Raw genomic sequence first — 15,584 nt, 5'->3', positions numbered from 1 at the left:
ATATATAAAAATTGTATTATTAATTTGTGAAATGAAAAAACAGAAACCAAATATCAAAGAAATAAATAAAGAGTAATACAAATTTTATTAAATAAAATGTCCTGAATTTTTTAGCAAATATAGTATAATAAGAGTGTATGGGTACTTATAAAGAACCAAATATAATTTAAAGGAGAATTGTTATGAGCAAAAACTTAAGAGGAAGAAATTTCCTAACATTATTAGACTTTACAAGTGATGAAATTCGTTACCTTTTAGATCTTTCTAGAAATTTCAAAGATTTAAAGAGAAGCGGAACTCCTCACCGTTATTTAGAAGGAAAAAATATCGTATTATTATTTGAAAAGACTTCAACTAGAACTCGTTGTTCTTTCGAAGTTGCAGGTATGGACTTAGGTATGGGAGTTACTTACTTAGATCCAGGTTCATCTCAAATGGGTAAAAAAGAATCTATTGAAGATACTGCAAGAGTATTAGGAAGAATGTATGATGGTATTGAATATAGAGGATTCAGCCAAGAATTAGTTCAAACATTAGGAGAATATGCAGGAGTACCTGTATGGAATGGATTAACTGACAAATTCCACCCAACTCAAATGTTAGCTGACCTTTTAACAATTGAAGAAAAATTCGGATACTTAAAAGGATTAAACTTTGTATATATGGGAGATGCTAGAAATAATATGGGTAACTCTCTAATGATCGCTTGCGCTAAAATGGGAGTAAACTTTACTGCATGTGCTCCTAAAGAATTATGGCCAGAAGAAGAATTAAGAGAAAAAGCATTAGAAATCGCTAAAGCAACTCATTGTACAGTAAGCTTTGAAGAAGATGTTAAAAAAGCTACTACAGGTGCTGATGTAGTTTACACAGACATTTGGGTATCAATGGGAGAACCAGACGAAGTTTGGGCAGAAAGAATTAAATTATTAAAACCATACCAAGTAAACAAAGAAGTTATGGCAAATGCTAAAGAAAATGCTATCTTTATGCACTGCTTACCTTCATTCCACGATCAAAAAACTGTTATCGGTAGAGAAATTTTCGAAAAATTCGGAATTCCTGAAATGGAAGTTACTGATGAAGTTATTGAAGGACCTCAATCAGTTGTATTTGATGAAGCTGAAAATAGAATGCATACAATAAAAGCTATTATGTATGCTACTTTATGGTAAGAGGTACAAATGGGAAAGAGAATAGTTGTAGCTTTGGGGGGTAATGCTTTAGGCAATACCCCTTTTGAGCAATTAGAAAAAGTTAAAATCGCTGCCGATATTATTTCTGATTTAGTTAAAGAAGGAAATGATGTTATTATCGGACACGGAAATGGACCCCAAGTAGGAATGATTAATTTAGCTATGGATTATTCAGCAAACGGAAAGGAAAAAACTCCTTTAATGCCACTTGTTGAATGTGGAGCTATGAGCCAAGGATATATAGGTTATCATTTACAACAAGCTTTAGGTCAAGCATTCAAAGAAAAAGGAATAAATAAAACTGCTGTATCTGTTATAACTCAAGTTGAAGTTGCTGAGGATGATAAAGCATTTGAAAATCCAACTAAACCAGTTGGAATGTTCTATACAAAAGAAAAAGCTGAAGAATTAGAAAGAGAAAATGGATTTACTTTCGTTGAGGATTCAGGAAGAGGATATAGAAAAGTTGTTCCTTCACCAAAACCATTACACATTGTTGAAATTGATGCTATTAATAAAATGGTTGAAGCAGGACTTACAGTTATCACTGTTGGTGGTGGTGGAATACCTGTTGTTAATAAAAATGGTAGATTAGTTGGTGTTGATGCTGTAATTGATAAAGATAAATCAAGTGCTGAACTTGCATCAGAATTAAACGCTGATTTCCTTTTAATTTTAACTGCAGTTGATAAAGTTTGTATTAACTTTAATAAGCCAGACCAAAAAGAATTAGACGAAATCACTGTTGAAGAAGCTAATAAGTACATTGCTGAAGGTCAATTTGCTAAGGGAAGTATGCTTCCTAAAGTTGAAGCTTGTTTAGATTTCGTAAAAGGTGGAGATGATAGATGTGCTATCATTACTTTACTAGAAAAAGCATCAGACGCTGTAAAAGGTCTTACAGGAACTAAGATAGTTAAGTAGGAGGACGATTTGAATAATATTTCACATAGAACTAGTTTTTTAGCTAAAATCGCTCTTTTTATTGTAGCTATTTTATGGGGAACATCCCTTACAGTAGTTAAGAGTGCAGCTGATGTATTTAAACCTAATTTTCTATTAGGTATAAGATTTACTATAGCAGGAATTATCCTTGCAGTAATTTTTCATAAAAAGTTATTTAAAGCAGAAAAAAAAGAGTTAGTAGCTGGTGCTATTATTGGGGTATTTTTATTTGTTGCATATTCTAGTCAAACTCTTGGAGTTACATTCACAACTCCAGGACGTAGCGGATTTTTGTCAGCATCTTATTGTGTAATCGTGCCATTTTTATATTGGATTACAAACAAAGTTAGACCTGATAAATTCAATGTATCTGCAGCGATATTCTGTATTATAGGAATCTTTTTTATTGCTATGGCAGGAGAGAGTGGTTCAATTTTTAATTCAAGTATAACTGCAATTTATGGAGATGCACTTGCGCTTTTAAGTGGACTTTTATTTGCATCTCATATCGTTATGGTTACAAAATTAGGAGTTGGAAAAGATCCATTTGTTCTAACAATAATGCAATTTTTAGTTGCTGGTGTTTTATCTTGGATAACTACATTTGCTTTTGAAAATAATGCTGGAATGCAAATTACTTTAAGACCAATGCTTGAAGTATTATATCTTTCTGTAATGTGTACAGCAGTTGCTTTATTATTACAAAATTTAGGACAAAAATATACAGATCCAAGTAGTGCTGCTATCATTTTAGGTTGTGAGTCAATCTTTGGTGTTGCATTACCAGTAGCTCTTGGAATAGAAAGTTTAACTGTTAAATCAGTTATTGGTTTTGTTTTAATTTTTATTGCTATAATAATTTCAGAAACAAAATTATCTTTCTTATTTAAAAAGAAAACTGAAGAAGTAGAAAATAAAATTTAGAAGTCTTATGACTTCTTTTTTTATTTGAAAAAAATCATTTTTATTGACTTTTACTACTCTGTATGCTAGTATAAGGAATAAGAATAATTGGTTTCAATGGGGGGCATCTTGAAATATACATTAGCAATAATTTGTGGGAAATTCGTATATCATTTAGGTAAAAAATTTACTCCATGTAGTTCTTTGCCTGTGAAAATTGCTTTGAATTTAGAAAATTTATATAAAAATTTAGATAAAATTAAAGATTTATCTAAAATTGAAATGGTAACAAGAGTTTAGGATAAACTGAAAATAAGTAGTATTTTAAGGGTATTAAGCCCTTTTGTTTTATAGGAGATATTATGGATTTTGAACAAATTATAGAACAAAGACATTCTGTAAGAGCATATACAAAAAAAGATATAGAACAAAATTTGATTGATGAAATTAATTTAGATATAGAAGAATATAATAGTTTAGCTAATTTGAATATTCAATTTATAACAAATGAGCCTGATGCTTTTGGAAAAAGCATTTTAGCAGATTTTGGTAGATTTAAAAATGTTAAAAATTATATTGCTTTGATTGGAAAAAAATGTGATAATCTTGATGAAAAAATTGGATATTTTGGAGAAAAGCTAGTTTTAAAAGCACAAAGTCTAGGACTCAACACCTGTTGGGTTGGTGGAACTTACAGTAAAAAAAATAGTAGATACAAAATAGAAAAAGACGAAAAACTTATATGTGTTATTGCCATAGGATACGGCGAAACAAATGGTAAGGTTAGAAAGCTTAAAAGTGTTTCTTCTGTTGCTATAAGTGACGTAGAAATGCCAGATTGGTTTTTAAGAGGTGTTAAATTTGCCTTGCTTGCTCCAACTGCATTGAATCAGCAAAGATATATAATTAGTTTAAAGAATGATAAAGTTGAGATAAATTCAAAAATTGGTTTTTACACAAAGGTCGATTTGGGGATAATTAAATGCCATTTTGAATTAGGAGCTGGTAAAAAACATTATTGTTTTGAATATTAGGAGGAAATATGTTTGGTCTTGATACATTTTTAATATTAAATTGTATAATATATGTTAGTAGTTTTGAAAAAGATAATTTTGCTGAAAATATAGTCGGTAAAAGCTTGTTTGAAATTTCAGATTTATTAGAATGCAAAAAAAACTCTTTAGGAATTTTTCCAGCAGAAATAAACGAAGATGAGTTTTCTATTATTATAAATACAATTAAGAAGAATAAAGAATTATATGAAAAAATTAAAATAGTAGATGTGGATAATTCTGTCTATGGAAATATTTCAGGAAGTGATAGAGTTGTAAATGTAACATTTTTGTATCAAGATAATTTGATTATTGTTTACAAAGGTACTGCAGGAGATTTTGAGTGGAAAGATAACGTGGAAGGAACTTATAACATTTCTGACACAAAACAACAAAGGATGGCTTTAAGCTATTTTGATGAAATTGTTGAAAAATTTAAAGATGTTAAAAAAGTATATGTTTCTGGCCATTCTAAAGGTGGAAATAAATCACAATATATAGGTGTTTTAAGAGGAAATATGTCAAAACTTGAAAGAGTATATTCCTTTGATGGACAAGGCTTTAATAGTATATTTTTAAAGAAATACAATAAAGAAATAGAAAACAACAGGCATAAAATCTTTAATATTTGTAACGAATATGACTATGTAAATATTCTTTTATTCTCTATAGCAAATAAAATATTTATTAAATCTACAACTAATATTGGAAATGATGATGACAGACAATCTAAACTTAAACATAGATTTGGAGGTTTTCATTCTCCTTATTCAATGTTTAAAAACGAAAATGGAATATTAATTTTAAATGAAGTTACTGAACAAAGTGATATTATGAAAAACTTCGAGAAACTATTTGAATATTATAATACAAATATGGAAATTGAAGATAGCAAATTTATGTATTATAGAATGTCGCTATTTATGATGGAAAGTGGAAGTGAAGTGTTTGGAGAAGATATTCCTACTACGCCAAAAGGATTTTTAAAAAGATTTACAAATCTTACAAAGGAATATACAAAACATGAGAACGAATTGAGTTTTTCAGAAATAATGACTTTGTTTAAACCTATATTATCAGATATTAGTTCGATTTTAATAAAAGGAAAATTGGAATAATAAAATTAGAATAGAAAATAATTATTTAAGGAGATTTTTTTGAAAAAAATCTCTTTTTCTTTTTTTGAATTTTCTAAAAAATAGCCATAAAAATGTTGACTTTTGTATATATAAATGATAAAATATGTAGGTACATTTAATAATGTATAGTTATGTGCATTTTTAGAAAATAATTAAGGAGGTGAAGAAATGCCAACTATTAACCAGTTAATTAAACAAGGAAGACAAAAAGCTGTAACTAAATCAAAAGCACCAGCATTAAGTTTCAATTTTAATACACTTAAAAAGAGAAGTACTGCTAGTGAATCACCACAAAAAAGAGGTGTATGTACAGCTGTAAGAACTGTAACTCCTAAGAAACCTAACTCAGCGTTACGTAAGGTTGCAAGGGTTAGATTAACAAACGGAATGGAAGTTGCAGCTTATATTCCAGGTATAGGTCATAACCTTCAAGAACACAGCGTTGTGCTTATTAGAGGGGGAAGAGTAAAGGACCTTCCAGGGGTTAGATACCACATTATCAGAGGTACATTAGATACTGCTGGGGTAGCTAACAGAAAACAAGGAAGATCTAAATACGGAGCTAAAAGACCTAAATAATTAAACTGATGTGGCAGAAATGTTTTATTAATAAGAGTTTAACTTTATAATACATACATTTGTGTGCTTATCAGCAAAGAAAAATCGCTGAGTACCAGTGATACTACTAATATAGTAAGGAGGGAAGAAAGGTGCCAAGAAAAGGACATGTTCCAAAGAGAGAGGTAATGCCAGATCCAATTTACGGAGATGTGGTTGTTACTAAACTTATAAACAACATCATGCTTGACGGAAAAAAAGGAACTGCTCAAGCAATAGTTTACGGTGCATTTGAAATCGTAAAAGAAAAAACTGGCGAAGAACCAACTGAAGTTTTCAGAAAAGCTTTAGAAAATATCATGCCTGTTTTAGAAATTAAAGCAAGACGTATAGGTGGGGCAACATACCAAGTGCCTATTCAAGTTAGACCTGAAAGAAGACAAACTTTAGGTTTAAGATGGTTAGTAACTTACTCTAGAAATAGAGGAGAAAAAACTATGAAAGAAAGACTTGCTAAAGAAATTCTTGATGCTGTTAATAACACTGGATCAAGTGTTAAGAAGAGAGAAGACACTCATAAGATGGCTGAAGCTAACAAGGCTTTTGCACATTATGGATTCTAATATAGGATTTTTATTTAAAAGGAAAGGGGAAATGCTATTGTGGTAAGACAATATTCACTTGAAAACACAAGAAATATTGGTATAATGGCGCATATCGATGCTGGTAAAACAACAGTAACTGAAAGAATGCTTTATTATACAGGAAAGATCCACAAAATAGGTGATACTCATGAAGGTGCTGCACAAATGGACTGGATGGAGCAAGAAAAAGAAAGAGGTATCACTATTTGTTCAGCTGCTACTACATGTGTATGGAATGATACAAGAATTAACATCATTGACACTCCAGGACACGTTGACTTTACTGTAGAAGTTGAAAGATCTTTAAGAGTTCTTGACGGCTCAGTTGCACTTTTTGATGCAAAGAGCGGTGTAGAACCACAATCAGAAACTGTTTGGAGACAAGCAGACAAATATGGCGTACCACGTATTTGCTTTATAAATAAAATGGATGCTACTGGAGCTAACTACTATGACTCTATCGAAACTATTAAGGATAAGTTAAAAGCTAATCCAGTACCTGTTCAAATTCCTATTGGAGCTGAATCAGAATTTGTAGGAGTAATTGACTTAGTTTCAATGCACGCTATTATTTATAAAAATGACTTAGGTACAGATATAGACGAAACTGATATTCCAGATGCTTACAAAGATAAAGCCGAAGAATATCGTCAAAACTTATTGGAAGCATTAGCTGAAACAGATGAGTTTATTATGGAAAAATATTTAGAAGGAGATGCAATTTCTCCATCTGAATTAAGAGAAGCTATTAGAAGAGCTACTATTAGTCTATCAATAAACCCAGTACTTTGTGGATCAGCTTATAAGAACAAAGGGGTTCAACCTTTATTAAATGCTATCGTAGATTACATGCCATCACCATTAGACATTCCTGCAATTGAAGGTGTTGATGATAATGAACAAGCAGTAGAAAGACATGCATCAGATGATGAACCTTTCTCAGCATTAGCATTTAAAATTGTTGCTGACCCATTTGTTGGAAAGCTTGCATATTTCAGAGTATACTCAGGAACTTTAGAATCAGGTTCTTATGTATATAACTCAACAAAAGGCAAAAAAGAAAGAATTGGTAGAATTCTTATGATGCATGCTAACAAGAGAGAAGAAGTTGATAGTGTTTCAGCTGGAGACATCGCTGCAGCGGTAGGTCTTAAAGATACTACAACTGGAGATACTCTTTGTGATATGAATAGCCATGTAATTCTTGAAAAAATGGAATTCCCAGAACCAGTTATTTCTGTTGCAATAGAACCAAAAACAAAAGCATCTCAAGAAAAAATGAGTATAGCTTTACACAAATTAGCTGAAGAAGATCCTACTTTCAGAACTTATACTGATGAAGAAACTGGTCAAACAATTATTTCAGGTATGGGTGAATTACACTTAGAAATCATCGTAGATAGACTTTTAAGAGAATTCAAAGTAGAAGCTAATATAGGTAATCCACAAGTTTCTTACAGAGAATCAATTTCTCAAGGTGCAGAAGCTGAAGGAAAATACATCAGACAATCTGGTGGTAGTGGACAATACGGACACTGTAAAATTAAAATTGAACCTCAAGAAGCTGGTAAAGGCTTTGAGTTTGTAAATAATATCGTAGGTGGAGCTATTCCAAAAGAATATATCGGACCTGTTCAAAAAGGTATTGAAGAAGCGACTCAAGCTGGGGTACTAGCTGGATATCCAGTTTTAGATGTTAAAGTTACTTTATATGATGGTTCATACCACGAAGTTGACTCATCTGAAATGGCATTCAAGATTGCTGGTTCAATGGCATTTAGACAAGCAGTATCAAAAGCTGCTCCGGTTCTATTAGAACCAATGATGAAAGTTGAAATTACAACTCCAGATGAATATTTAGGAGATGTAATGGGAGACGTTTCATCAAGAAGAGGTAGAATCCAAGGTATGAATCCAAAGAATGGTGTTCATGTACTTGATGCATTTATACCTTTAGCAGAAATGTTTGGATATGCAACTGACTTAAGAAGTAATACTCAAGGTCGTGCAACATATTCAATGCAATTCGATCATTATGAAAAAGTGCCTCAAGCAATTGCTGATAAAGTAATTGGAGAGAGAGCAAAAAAATAGATTAGGAGGATTTTAGTAAAATGGCTAAGCAAAAATTTGAAAGAACTAAACCACACGTTAATATCGGAACTATCGGTCACGTTGACCATGGTAAAACTACTTTAACTGCAGCTATCACTTTAGTATTAAATAAAAGATTTGGTACTGGTGAATTCGTTGATTATGCAAACATCGACAAAGCTCCAGAAGAAAGAGAAAGAGGAATCACTATTTCAACTTCTCACGTTGAATACGAAACAGCAAACAGACACTATGCACACGTTGACTGCCCAGGACACGCTGACTATGTAAAGAACATGATCACTGGTGCTGCTCAAATGGACGGAGCTATCTTAGTAGTAAGTGCTGCTGATGGTCCAATGCCTCAAACAAGAGAACATATCTTACTTGCAAGACAAGTAGGCGTTCCAAAAATTGCTGTTTTCTTAAACAAAGAAGATCAAGTTGATGATCCAGAATTAATCGAACTTGTTGAAATGGAAGTTAGAGAATTATTAAGTGAATATGAATATGATGGAGATAACACTCCAATCGTAGTTGGTTCAGCTTTAAAAGCTCTTGAAGATCCAGATGGAGTATGGGGAGATAAAATCGTTAAATTAATGGAAGAAGTTGACGCATATATCCCAGAACCAGTTAGAGATATTGATAACCCATTCTTAATGCCAGTAGAAGACGTATTCTCAATCACAGGTAGAGGAACTGTTGCTACAGGTAGAGTAGAAAAAGGTAAAGTAAAAGTTCAAGATAACGTTGAATTAGTAGGTTTAACTACTGAAAGAAGAACAGTTGTTGTAACTGGTGTTGAAATGTTCAAGAAGATGTTAGACGAAGCAGCTGCTGGAGATAACGTAGGTCTATTATTAAGAGGTGTTCAAAGAAATGAAATCCAAAGAGGACAAGTTCTTTCTAAACCAGGAACAATCAATCCACATACTAAATTCGAATCAGAAGTTTACGTATTAACTAAAGAAGAAGGTGGAAGACATACTCCATTCTTCTCAGGATATAGACCACAATTCTACTTCAGAACAACTGACGTAACTGGTAACATCCAATTAGAAGATGGCGTAGAAATGGTTATGCCAGGAGATAACGCTAAATTCATAATCGAATTAATCACTCCAATCGCTATTGATGAAGGTTTAAGATTTGCCATCAGAGAAGGCGGAAGAACAGTAGGTTCAGGCGTTGTTACTAAGATTTTAGCATAATTATAATTATGATTTTAAAAGGGAACTGCAAAGTTCCCTTTTTTATTGTGAAACAATTTGATTAATGATAAAAATTTTATGTAAACCTTATATTTGTATAAAATTTTTAATACAATAAACTTTATTTATTTTTAGTTTTATATACTTCAAATTATAAAATAAATTAGAAAATATAAAGATAAATTTTTCAATTGCCATACCTTGCATGTTTTTATTTTTTATGGTACTATTACATTAGAAATCGTTTTTTTATTTTAGGAGGGAATATGAAAAAAGAAGTAAGAATAATATTTGTAATAGGCTTTAGCTTATTTGCAATGTTCTTTGGTGCTGGAAACTTGATATTTCCAACATTTTTAGGATATAATTCTGGTTCTTATTGGCCAATTGCATTTCTTTTGTATATGGCTGCTGATGGACTTTTAGCAATGGTATCACTATATACTGTATTTTGTTCTGGGGGAATTACTGACTTTGTTAAACCTTTAGGAAAATATTTAGGAACAATAATTTTAGTTTGTATTTCATTATGTATAGGACCTTTAGTTGCAATACCTAGAACAGGTGCTATAACATATGATTTAGGAGTTAAAAACTTTGGTTTTCATAACCTTATTATAACAACTGCAATCTTTTTCATTATAACATATTTAATCTGTATTAAATCTGAAAAAATTGTAGATTTTATAGGAAGATATTTAACTCCAACACTTTTAGTATTTTTAATTATAATGATTATCACTGGAATAATTTCTCCAGTAGGAAAAATTCAACCTGGGGAAGATTTACAAAAAGTAATGTATGAATCATTTGTAAATGGCTTCCAAACTCTTGATGGACTTGGTGCAGGACTATTTAATGCGGTAATAATAAATGCTTTAATTTTCTATAAAATTAAAAAAGAAAGAGAAAAAAAGGTAATATTATCTTCTTCCATTATAGCTTTTATTTGTTTAAGTATTGTTTATGGAGGTCTTTGCTTTTTGGGGGCAAGTTCAAGATTAAATGTTGAGGGTGCAAAAAACGGAACAGTTATATTACTTCATTTTACTAATTTATTATTTGGACGTTCAGGAATTTTAATGCTATCAGTTATTGTAATTTTAGCTTGTCTTACAACTTCTGTTGCACTTACAGGTGGTGTTGCTGAATATCTATCAGAATTAGTTCCAAAGATATCTTATAAGATATGGGTTATGATTGTTTGCTTTGCAAGTTTTGTTTTCTCATGTTTAGGAATAGATGCGATAATACAATTGGCAGTTCCACTTTTATTTACTTTATATCCACCAATAATCATATTAATTTTAACAAGTGTTTTTAGAAAGAGATTTACTTGTGAAAAGGCAATAAAATATGCTGCAATTTTATCACTTGTTATTGGTTTAATGACAGTGTTAAATGATTCTTTTGGAATTTTTGAATTTATAAAATTATTACCATTAAGTTCTTTGAGTTTTGGTTATTTGATTCCTTCAATAATTGTATTTACAGTGATTGCTATATTTGAAAAAAATAAAGGGGAACATATTGATGTACCAAAGGTATTAAATACAAGAATCACTCTACATGATGAAGATGTTGGAATGCTTTACTATATATCAGAAAAAATGGACGAGCCAAAATCTGAAGTTATAAGAAAAGCAATTAAGAATCTATATGATGAAATTAAAGATAAAGAATAAAATAAAAGCAACAATTTACATTGTTGCTCAGAGCAAAGACAAAGTATAATTTTTGTCTTTGCTTTTTTTATATTTTTGTTTTTATTGTGAAACAACAAGGTTTCTGGGTACCCAATGTATCTACGATACATTTACTTTTGCTAAAGCAAAAGTATGAGATCTTTCGACTACACTTCGCTATGCTACATTTCGCTCAAGATGACGTATAAAGGAAGTACCTTTGTTTAAGAGCTAGACGTTAAAAGTAAATAAACTTCGAAAATAATTTAAAAAAAGAGATAAAAAATATATAAAACAAAATAATTCACGTCAAGGGTGGGGTTCTTATTAAATTATTTGCCTATAGTTTAATTATTATACTACTTACTCTCTTTTTCTCCACTAAAAAAGTGCCAATGATTGCTCATCGACACCTTTGTCATCAGTCTGAGCAACAATTTACATTGTTGCTTTTTTGTGCATGAAAAAAGGAGATAATCACCTTTTTAATCTATTTCTTTTTAGCTTGATTTGCAACAGAATTAATCTTTGCATTAATTAAATCTTGATTTCCTAAGTAGTATTTATTTATAACTTTGAAATTATCATCAAATTCATAAACTAAAGGAATTCCAGTTGGAATATTAACAGAAATTATTTCTTCATCAGTTAAATTGTCTAAATACTTAACTAATGCTCTAAGTGAATTTCCATGAGCAGCAATTAATACTCTTTTTCCGTCAATCATATCTTTTTTAATAACTTCTTCGTAGTAAGGAATAACTCTTTCAATTGTGTCTTTTAAACTTTCATGGTAAGGTAATTCACTTTTACAAACATTTCTGTATGGTGCTTGATTATGTGGACATCTTTCATCTTCCTTATCAAGCGCTGGAGGTGGTACATCAAATGATCTTCTCCATAATTTCACTTGATCTTCTCCATATTTTTCAGCAGTTTCAGCTTTATTTAAGCCTTGTAATGCTCCATAATGTCTTTCATTTAGTTTCCATGTCTTTATAACAGGAAGCCATTGTCTATCCATTCTTTCTAAAACTATATTTAAAGTGTTTATTGCTCTTTTTAGATAAGAACAGTAGCATACATCAAAATCAAATTCATTTTCTTTTAAGGAAAAACCAGCTTCATTTGCTTCTATAACTCCTTTGTCAGAAAGTCCTACATCTGTCCAACCTGTAAATAAATTTAATTTATTCCATTCGCTTTCTCCATGTCTAATTAAAACTAATTTCATTTTCAAAAACTCCTTTAATTTTTATTACCTTAATTATAGTATAAATTTTGAAACATTACAAGAAAAACTTGTCTAATAACTATTTTGATGTTAAAATAATAATTAAGTAATTTGTTTTGGAGGATTTATGTTGCGAAAACATTTATATAGAATAAGAGCTATGCCATATTTTTTATGGACTACTCTATTTACAATAACACCTTTGATTTTTATAATTTATTATTCTTTTAAAGTTAAAGATGAGAGTTTTGTTTTCACTTTTGATAATTACAAAAAATTTTTTACTCCTACTTATGTAAAAATTATTTTTGTATCATTAAAATTATCATTGATTTCAACTCTATTATGTCTAATTTTAGGATTTCCTGCTGGTTTTTTTCTAAGTAGGATTAAATATGAAAAAAGAAGAAATATCTTTGTATTATTATTCATTATGCCATTATGGACTAACTTTTTACTTAGAACATATTCTTGGATGAGTATTTTTAGAGAACAGGGAATAATAAATCAAATGTTAATGAATTTTGGATTTATAGATAGTCCAATAAAATTTTTAAATAATAATTTTGCAATAATTATAGGAATGATTTATAACTTTTTACCTTTCATGGTACTTCCAATTTATACAGCACTTATAAATATAGATAGAGAATATATAGAGTGTGCTAAAGACTTGGGGGCAAAAGGTAAAGATTTGTTTTTACGAATTATTTTTCCATTAAGTTTTAAGGGGATAATATCAGGATGTGTTATGGTATTTATGCCTTCTGTAACTACTTTTATAATTTCTGATTTACTTGGTGGAAGTCAAAATATGCTAGTTGGTAATTTAATTCAAAGGGAGTTTTTACAAGCTAGAAATTGGGAAACTGGTTCTAGTATATCCTTAATTATGATTTCTATTATTTTTGTATGCCTTATTATTTTTAAATTATTTCTAAACAAATCAGAAAATGAATTCGCAGAAGGATTTAAAATATGGTAAAAAAACATACTGGAAAAATCTATTTATTTTTATTATATATATTTTTATATATGCCAATAATATTTATGGTAGTTTTTTCTTTTAATGAATCGAGATATAGCAATGCTTTTACAGGTTTTAGTTTAAAATGGTATATAGAACTATTTAAAGATGAGTCTGTTATGAAAGTTTTTGGTCAGACAATTATAATAACTGCAATTGCTACGGTATTTGCATTAATAATTGGAACTTTGGGAGCTTGGTCGATTTATAAAGCTTTTAGTCCAAAACTCAAAACTTATTTTACAAATGTCTCTTATATACCACTTATACTTCCTGATATTGTAATAGCTATTGGAATGATAATTTTATATGTATTTTTTAAATTTAATTTTGGATATTTCACTGTAATTTTATCACATATAATTTTTAATGTTCCATTTGTAGTTTTTGCAATCTTACCGAAATTATTAACCTTTGATAAAAGCCTATTTGATGCTGGAACAGATTTAGGTGCAAGGCAGTTTCAAGTATTTAGAAGAATTGTATTGCCTCAGTTAATTCCTAATATAATAATAGCGTCATTAGTTTGTATAACATTGTCTTTGGATGATTTTACAGTAAGTTATTTTACTTCGGGTAATGGTGTTGCTACACTTTCAGTTAAAATTTATTCAATGACAAAAAGAGGGATTAGTCCTAAAATAAATGCGTTGTCAACATTGCTATTTGCAATAATAATATTAATTTCAACAATAACTTATTTATTTAAAAAAAGAGGAGAAAAAAATGAAAAAAATTAAAAATTTATTAGTATTATTACTTTTTCTAGTTGCAACTGTTTCTTTTTCAGCATGTGCAAAAAATGAGAAAAAAGAAGAAAAGAAAGAAGAAAAGACAGAACAAAATACAGAAAAGAAAGTTTTAAATGTTACAAATACTGATCTTTTTATTGATCCTGAAACAATAAAAGAATTTGAAAAAGAATTTAATTGTAAAGTAAATTACACATTCTTTGAAGAAAATGAAGAATATTATACAAAATTAAAAAGTGGTGCTGAAAAATATGATGTAATAGTAGCAAGTGATTATATGGTTGATACTATGATTAAAGAAGGTATGTTAGAAAAACTTGATAAAAGTAAAATTCCTAATATGGAAAAAGTAAAAAAAGAATATAGAAATTTAGTATTTGATCCTACTTTTGAATATTCAGTTCCTTATACAATTGGAAATATCGGGATTGCTTATGACAAGTCAAAACAAGAAAAAGTTGATAGCTGGGCTGATCTTTGGAGTGAAAAAAATAAAGGCGAAGTTGTAATGCTTGATGGAAGTAGATTTACAATGGCAATAGCAATGATAAAAGAAGGAATAGATCCAAACTCAACAAAGGTTGAAGATATTGAAAAAGCTAAAAATTCTTTAATTGCTCAAAAGAAAATAGTAAAAAATTATGTTGGGGATGACCAAGCTAAAGATAATTTGATAAGTGGTGATTCAAAGCTAACTTGTATCTGGGGTGGAGAAGCTCTACTTGCAAAAGATGAAAATAAAAATGTAGAATTTGTATTTCCAAAAGAAGGAGCAATCTTTATCTTTGATAACTGGGTAATTCCAAAAGTTTCAGAAAATAAAGAATTAGCTGCTAAATTTATAGATTTTATGTCTAGACCAGAAATTTCTGCTAGAAACTGTAATGTTGTAAAATATGGTTCTCCAATAGAAGGAGCTAGAGAATTAATGGATGATAGCTTAAAAAATAGTGATATTGTATTCCCTTCAAAAGAAGTTTTTGAAAAGGGATTCATATTAAAAGATTTAGGAGAATCAAACGAAAAATTACAAGATGCTTGGACAGAAATGAAAGCAAAATAATAATGTAAATAAGAAGACACCAAATGGTGTCTTCTCTTTTACAAAATTATAATTTACAGGAACGATTAAGTGAAGTGA

General features: G+C 29.9%; 15 protein-coding genes. 14 read left to right on the top strand and 1 reads right to left on the bottom strand.

The window, feature by feature from the left end; translation table 11 throughout:
* The first annotated feature begins 182 nt into the window (after positions 1–182).
* From argF to brnQ, 11 genes are all read left to right on the top strand, one after another.
* Complete coding sequence (gene argF / locus LW893_RS06465) at positions 183–1,175, top strand: ornithine carbamoyltransferase (protein ID WP_233056472.1); 993 nt, start codon at positions 183–185, stop codon at positions 1,173–1,175.
* Positions 1,176–1,184: 9 nt separating this feature from the next.
* On the top strand, positions 1,185–2,120 hold the full coding sequence (arcC, locus tag LW893_RS06460; protein WP_233056471.1) for a carbamate kinase: 936 nt from the start codon (positions 1,185–1,187) through the stop codon (positions 2,118–2,120).
* A 9-nt stretch (positions 2,121–2,129) separates the two neighbouring features.
* Positions 2,130–3,065, top strand: coding sequence for a DMT family transporter (locus LW893_RS06455; protein WP_233056470.1), 936 nt, complete (start codon positions 2,130–2,132; stop codon positions 3,063–3,065).
* Between the two features lie 108 nt (positions 3,066–3,173).
* Positions 3,174–3,344 carry a hypothetical protein gene (locus LW893_RS06450; protein WP_233056469.1) on the top strand — a complete coding sequence of 57 codons (171 nt, stop codon included), beginning with the start codon at positions 3,174–3,176 and terminating at the stop codon, positions 3,342–3,344.
* A gap of 62 nt (positions 3,345–3,406) precedes the next feature.
* Complete coding sequence (locus LW893_RS06445) at positions 3,407–4,078, top strand: nitroreductase family protein (RefSeq protein WP_233056468.1); 672 nt, start codon at positions 3,407–3,409, stop codon at positions 4,076–4,078.
* Positions 4,079–4,086: 8 nt separating this feature from the next.
* Positions 4,087–5,214: an Mbeg1-like protein gene (locus tag LW893_RS06440; protein ID WP_233056467.1), complete on the top strand. Its 1,128-nt coding sequence runs from the start codon at positions 4,087–4,089 to the stop codon at positions 5,212–5,214.
* Positions 5,215–5,403: 189 nt separating this feature from the next.
* The gene (gene rpsL / locus LW893_RS06435; RefSeq protein ID WP_009355082.1) at positions 5,404–5,814 is read left to right on the top strand and encodes a 30S ribosomal protein S12; all 411 of its coding nucleotides are present in this window, start codon (positions 5,404–5,406) and stop codon (positions 5,812–5,814) included.
* Between the two features lie 131 nt (positions 5,815–5,945).
* On the top strand, positions 5,946–6,416 hold the full coding sequence (gene rpsG, locus LW893_RS06430; RefSeq protein ID WP_068474480.1) for a 30S ribosomal protein S7: 471 nt from the start codon (positions 5,946–5,948) through the stop codon (positions 6,414–6,416).
* Positions 6,417–6,455: 39 nt separating this feature from the next.
* A complete protein-coding gene (fusA, locus tag LW893_RS06425) occupies positions 6,456–8,531 on the top strand; it encodes an elongation factor G (RefSeq protein WP_233056466.1) in 2,076 nt (691 codons plus the stop codon).
* 20 nt (positions 8,532–8,551) lie between these two features.
* Positions 8,552–9,745 carry an elongation factor Tu gene (tuf, locus tag LW893_RS06420; RefSeq protein ID WP_233056465.1) on the top strand — a complete coding sequence of 398 codons (1,194 nt, stop codon included), beginning with the start codon at positions 8,552–8,554 and terminating at the stop codon, positions 9,743–9,745.
* Positions 9,746–10,011: 266 nt separating this feature from the next.
* The gene (brnQ, locus tag LW893_RS06415; RefSeq protein WP_233056464.1) at positions 10,012–11,430 is read left to right on the top strand and encodes a branched-chain amino acid transport system II carrier protein; all 1,419 of its coding nucleotides are present in this window, start codon (positions 10,012–10,014) and stop codon (positions 11,428–11,430) included.
* 490 nt (positions 11,431–11,920) lie between these two features.
* Here brnQ and gpmA read toward each other — a convergent pair whose 3' ends face one another.
* Positions 11,921–12,670, bottom strand: coding sequence for a 2,3-diphosphoglycerate-dependent phosphoglycerate mutase (gpmA, locus tag LW893_RS06410; RefSeq protein WP_420094857.1), 750 nt, complete (start codon positions 12,668–12,670; stop codon positions 11,921–11,923).
* Positions 12,671–12,791: 121 nt separating this feature from the next.
* Between gpmA and LW893_RS06405 the strand changes: the two genes are divergently transcribed.
* Genes LW893_RS06405 through LW893_RS06395 form a run of 3 tightly spaced genes read left to right on the top strand, consistent with a single transcriptional unit; the run spans position 12,792 to position 15,506 of the window.
* Positions 12,792–13,649 carry an ABC transporter permease gene (locus LW893_RS06405; RefSeq protein WP_233056462.1) on the top strand — a complete coding sequence of 286 codons (858 nt, stop codon included), beginning with the start codon at positions 12,792–12,794 and terminating at the stop codon, positions 13,647–13,649.
* On the top strand, positions 13,643–14,431 hold the full coding sequence (locus tag LW893_RS06400) for an ABC transporter permease (RefSeq protein ID WP_233056461.1): 789 nt from the start codon (positions 13,643–13,645) through the stop codon (positions 14,429–14,431). The genes LW893_RS06405 and LW893_RS06400 overlap by 7 nt, the downstream gene beginning before the upstream one ends.
* On the top strand, positions 14,418–15,506 hold the full coding sequence (locus tag LW893_RS06395; RefSeq protein ID WP_233056460.1) for an ABC transporter substrate-binding protein: 1,089 nt from the start codon (positions 14,418–14,420) through the stop codon (positions 15,504–15,506). The genes LW893_RS06400 and LW893_RS06395 overlap by 14 nt, the downstream gene beginning before the upstream one ends.
* Positions 15,507–15,584 lie beyond the last annotated feature (78 nt).

The sequence above is a fragment of the Parvimonas micra genome, assembly GCF_021300775.1.
GTDB lineage: Bacteria > Bacillota > Clostridia > Tissierellales > Peptoniphilaceae > Parvimonas.
The sequence above is the reverse complement of the archived record's forward strand: the minus strand, read 5'-3'. Positions and strand labels throughout refer to the sequence as shown.

What these genes read in the sequence shown, in the direction of transcription:
- argF (WP_233056472.1), top strand. Translation starts at nt 183, where the DNA reads ATGAGCAAAAACTTAAGAGGAAGAAATTTCCTAACATTATTAGACTTT.
- arcC (WP_233056471.1), top strand. Translation starts at nt 1,185, where the DNA reads ATGGGAAAGAGAATAGTTGTAGCTTTGGGGGGTAATGCTTTAGGCAAT.
- LW893_RS06445 (WP_233056468.1), top strand. Translation starts at nt 3,407, where the DNA reads ATGGATTTTGAACAAATTATAGAACAAAGACATTCTGTAAGAGCATAT.
- LW893_RS06440 (WP_233056467.1), top strand. Translation starts at nt 4,087, where the DNA reads ATGTTTGGTCTTGATACATTTTTAATATTAAATTGTATAATATATGTT.
- rpsL (WP_009355082.1), top strand. Translation starts at nt 5,404, where the DNA reads ATGCCAACTATTAACCAGTTAATTAAACAAGGAAGACAAAAAGCTGTA.
- tuf (WP_233056465.1), top strand. Translation starts at nt 8,552, where the DNA reads ATGGCTAAGCAAAAATTTGAAAGAACTAAACCACACGTTAATATCGGA.
- brnQ (WP_233056464.1), top strand. Translation starts at nt 10,012, where the DNA reads ATGAAAAAAGAAGTAAGAATAATATTTGTAATAGGCTTTAGCTTATTT.
- LW893_RS06405 (WP_233056462.1), top strand. Translation starts at nt 12,792, where the DNA reads ATGTTGCGAAAACATTTATATAGAATAAGAGCTATGCCATATTTTTTA.
- LW893_RS06400 (WP_233056461.1), top strand. Translation starts at nt 13,643, where the DNA reads ATGGTAAAAAAACATACTGGAAAAATCTATTTATTTTTATTATATATA.
- LW893_RS06395 (WP_233056460.1), top strand. Translation starts at nt 14,418, where the DNA reads ATGAAAAAAATTAAAAATTTATTAGTATTATTACTTTTTCTAGTTGCA.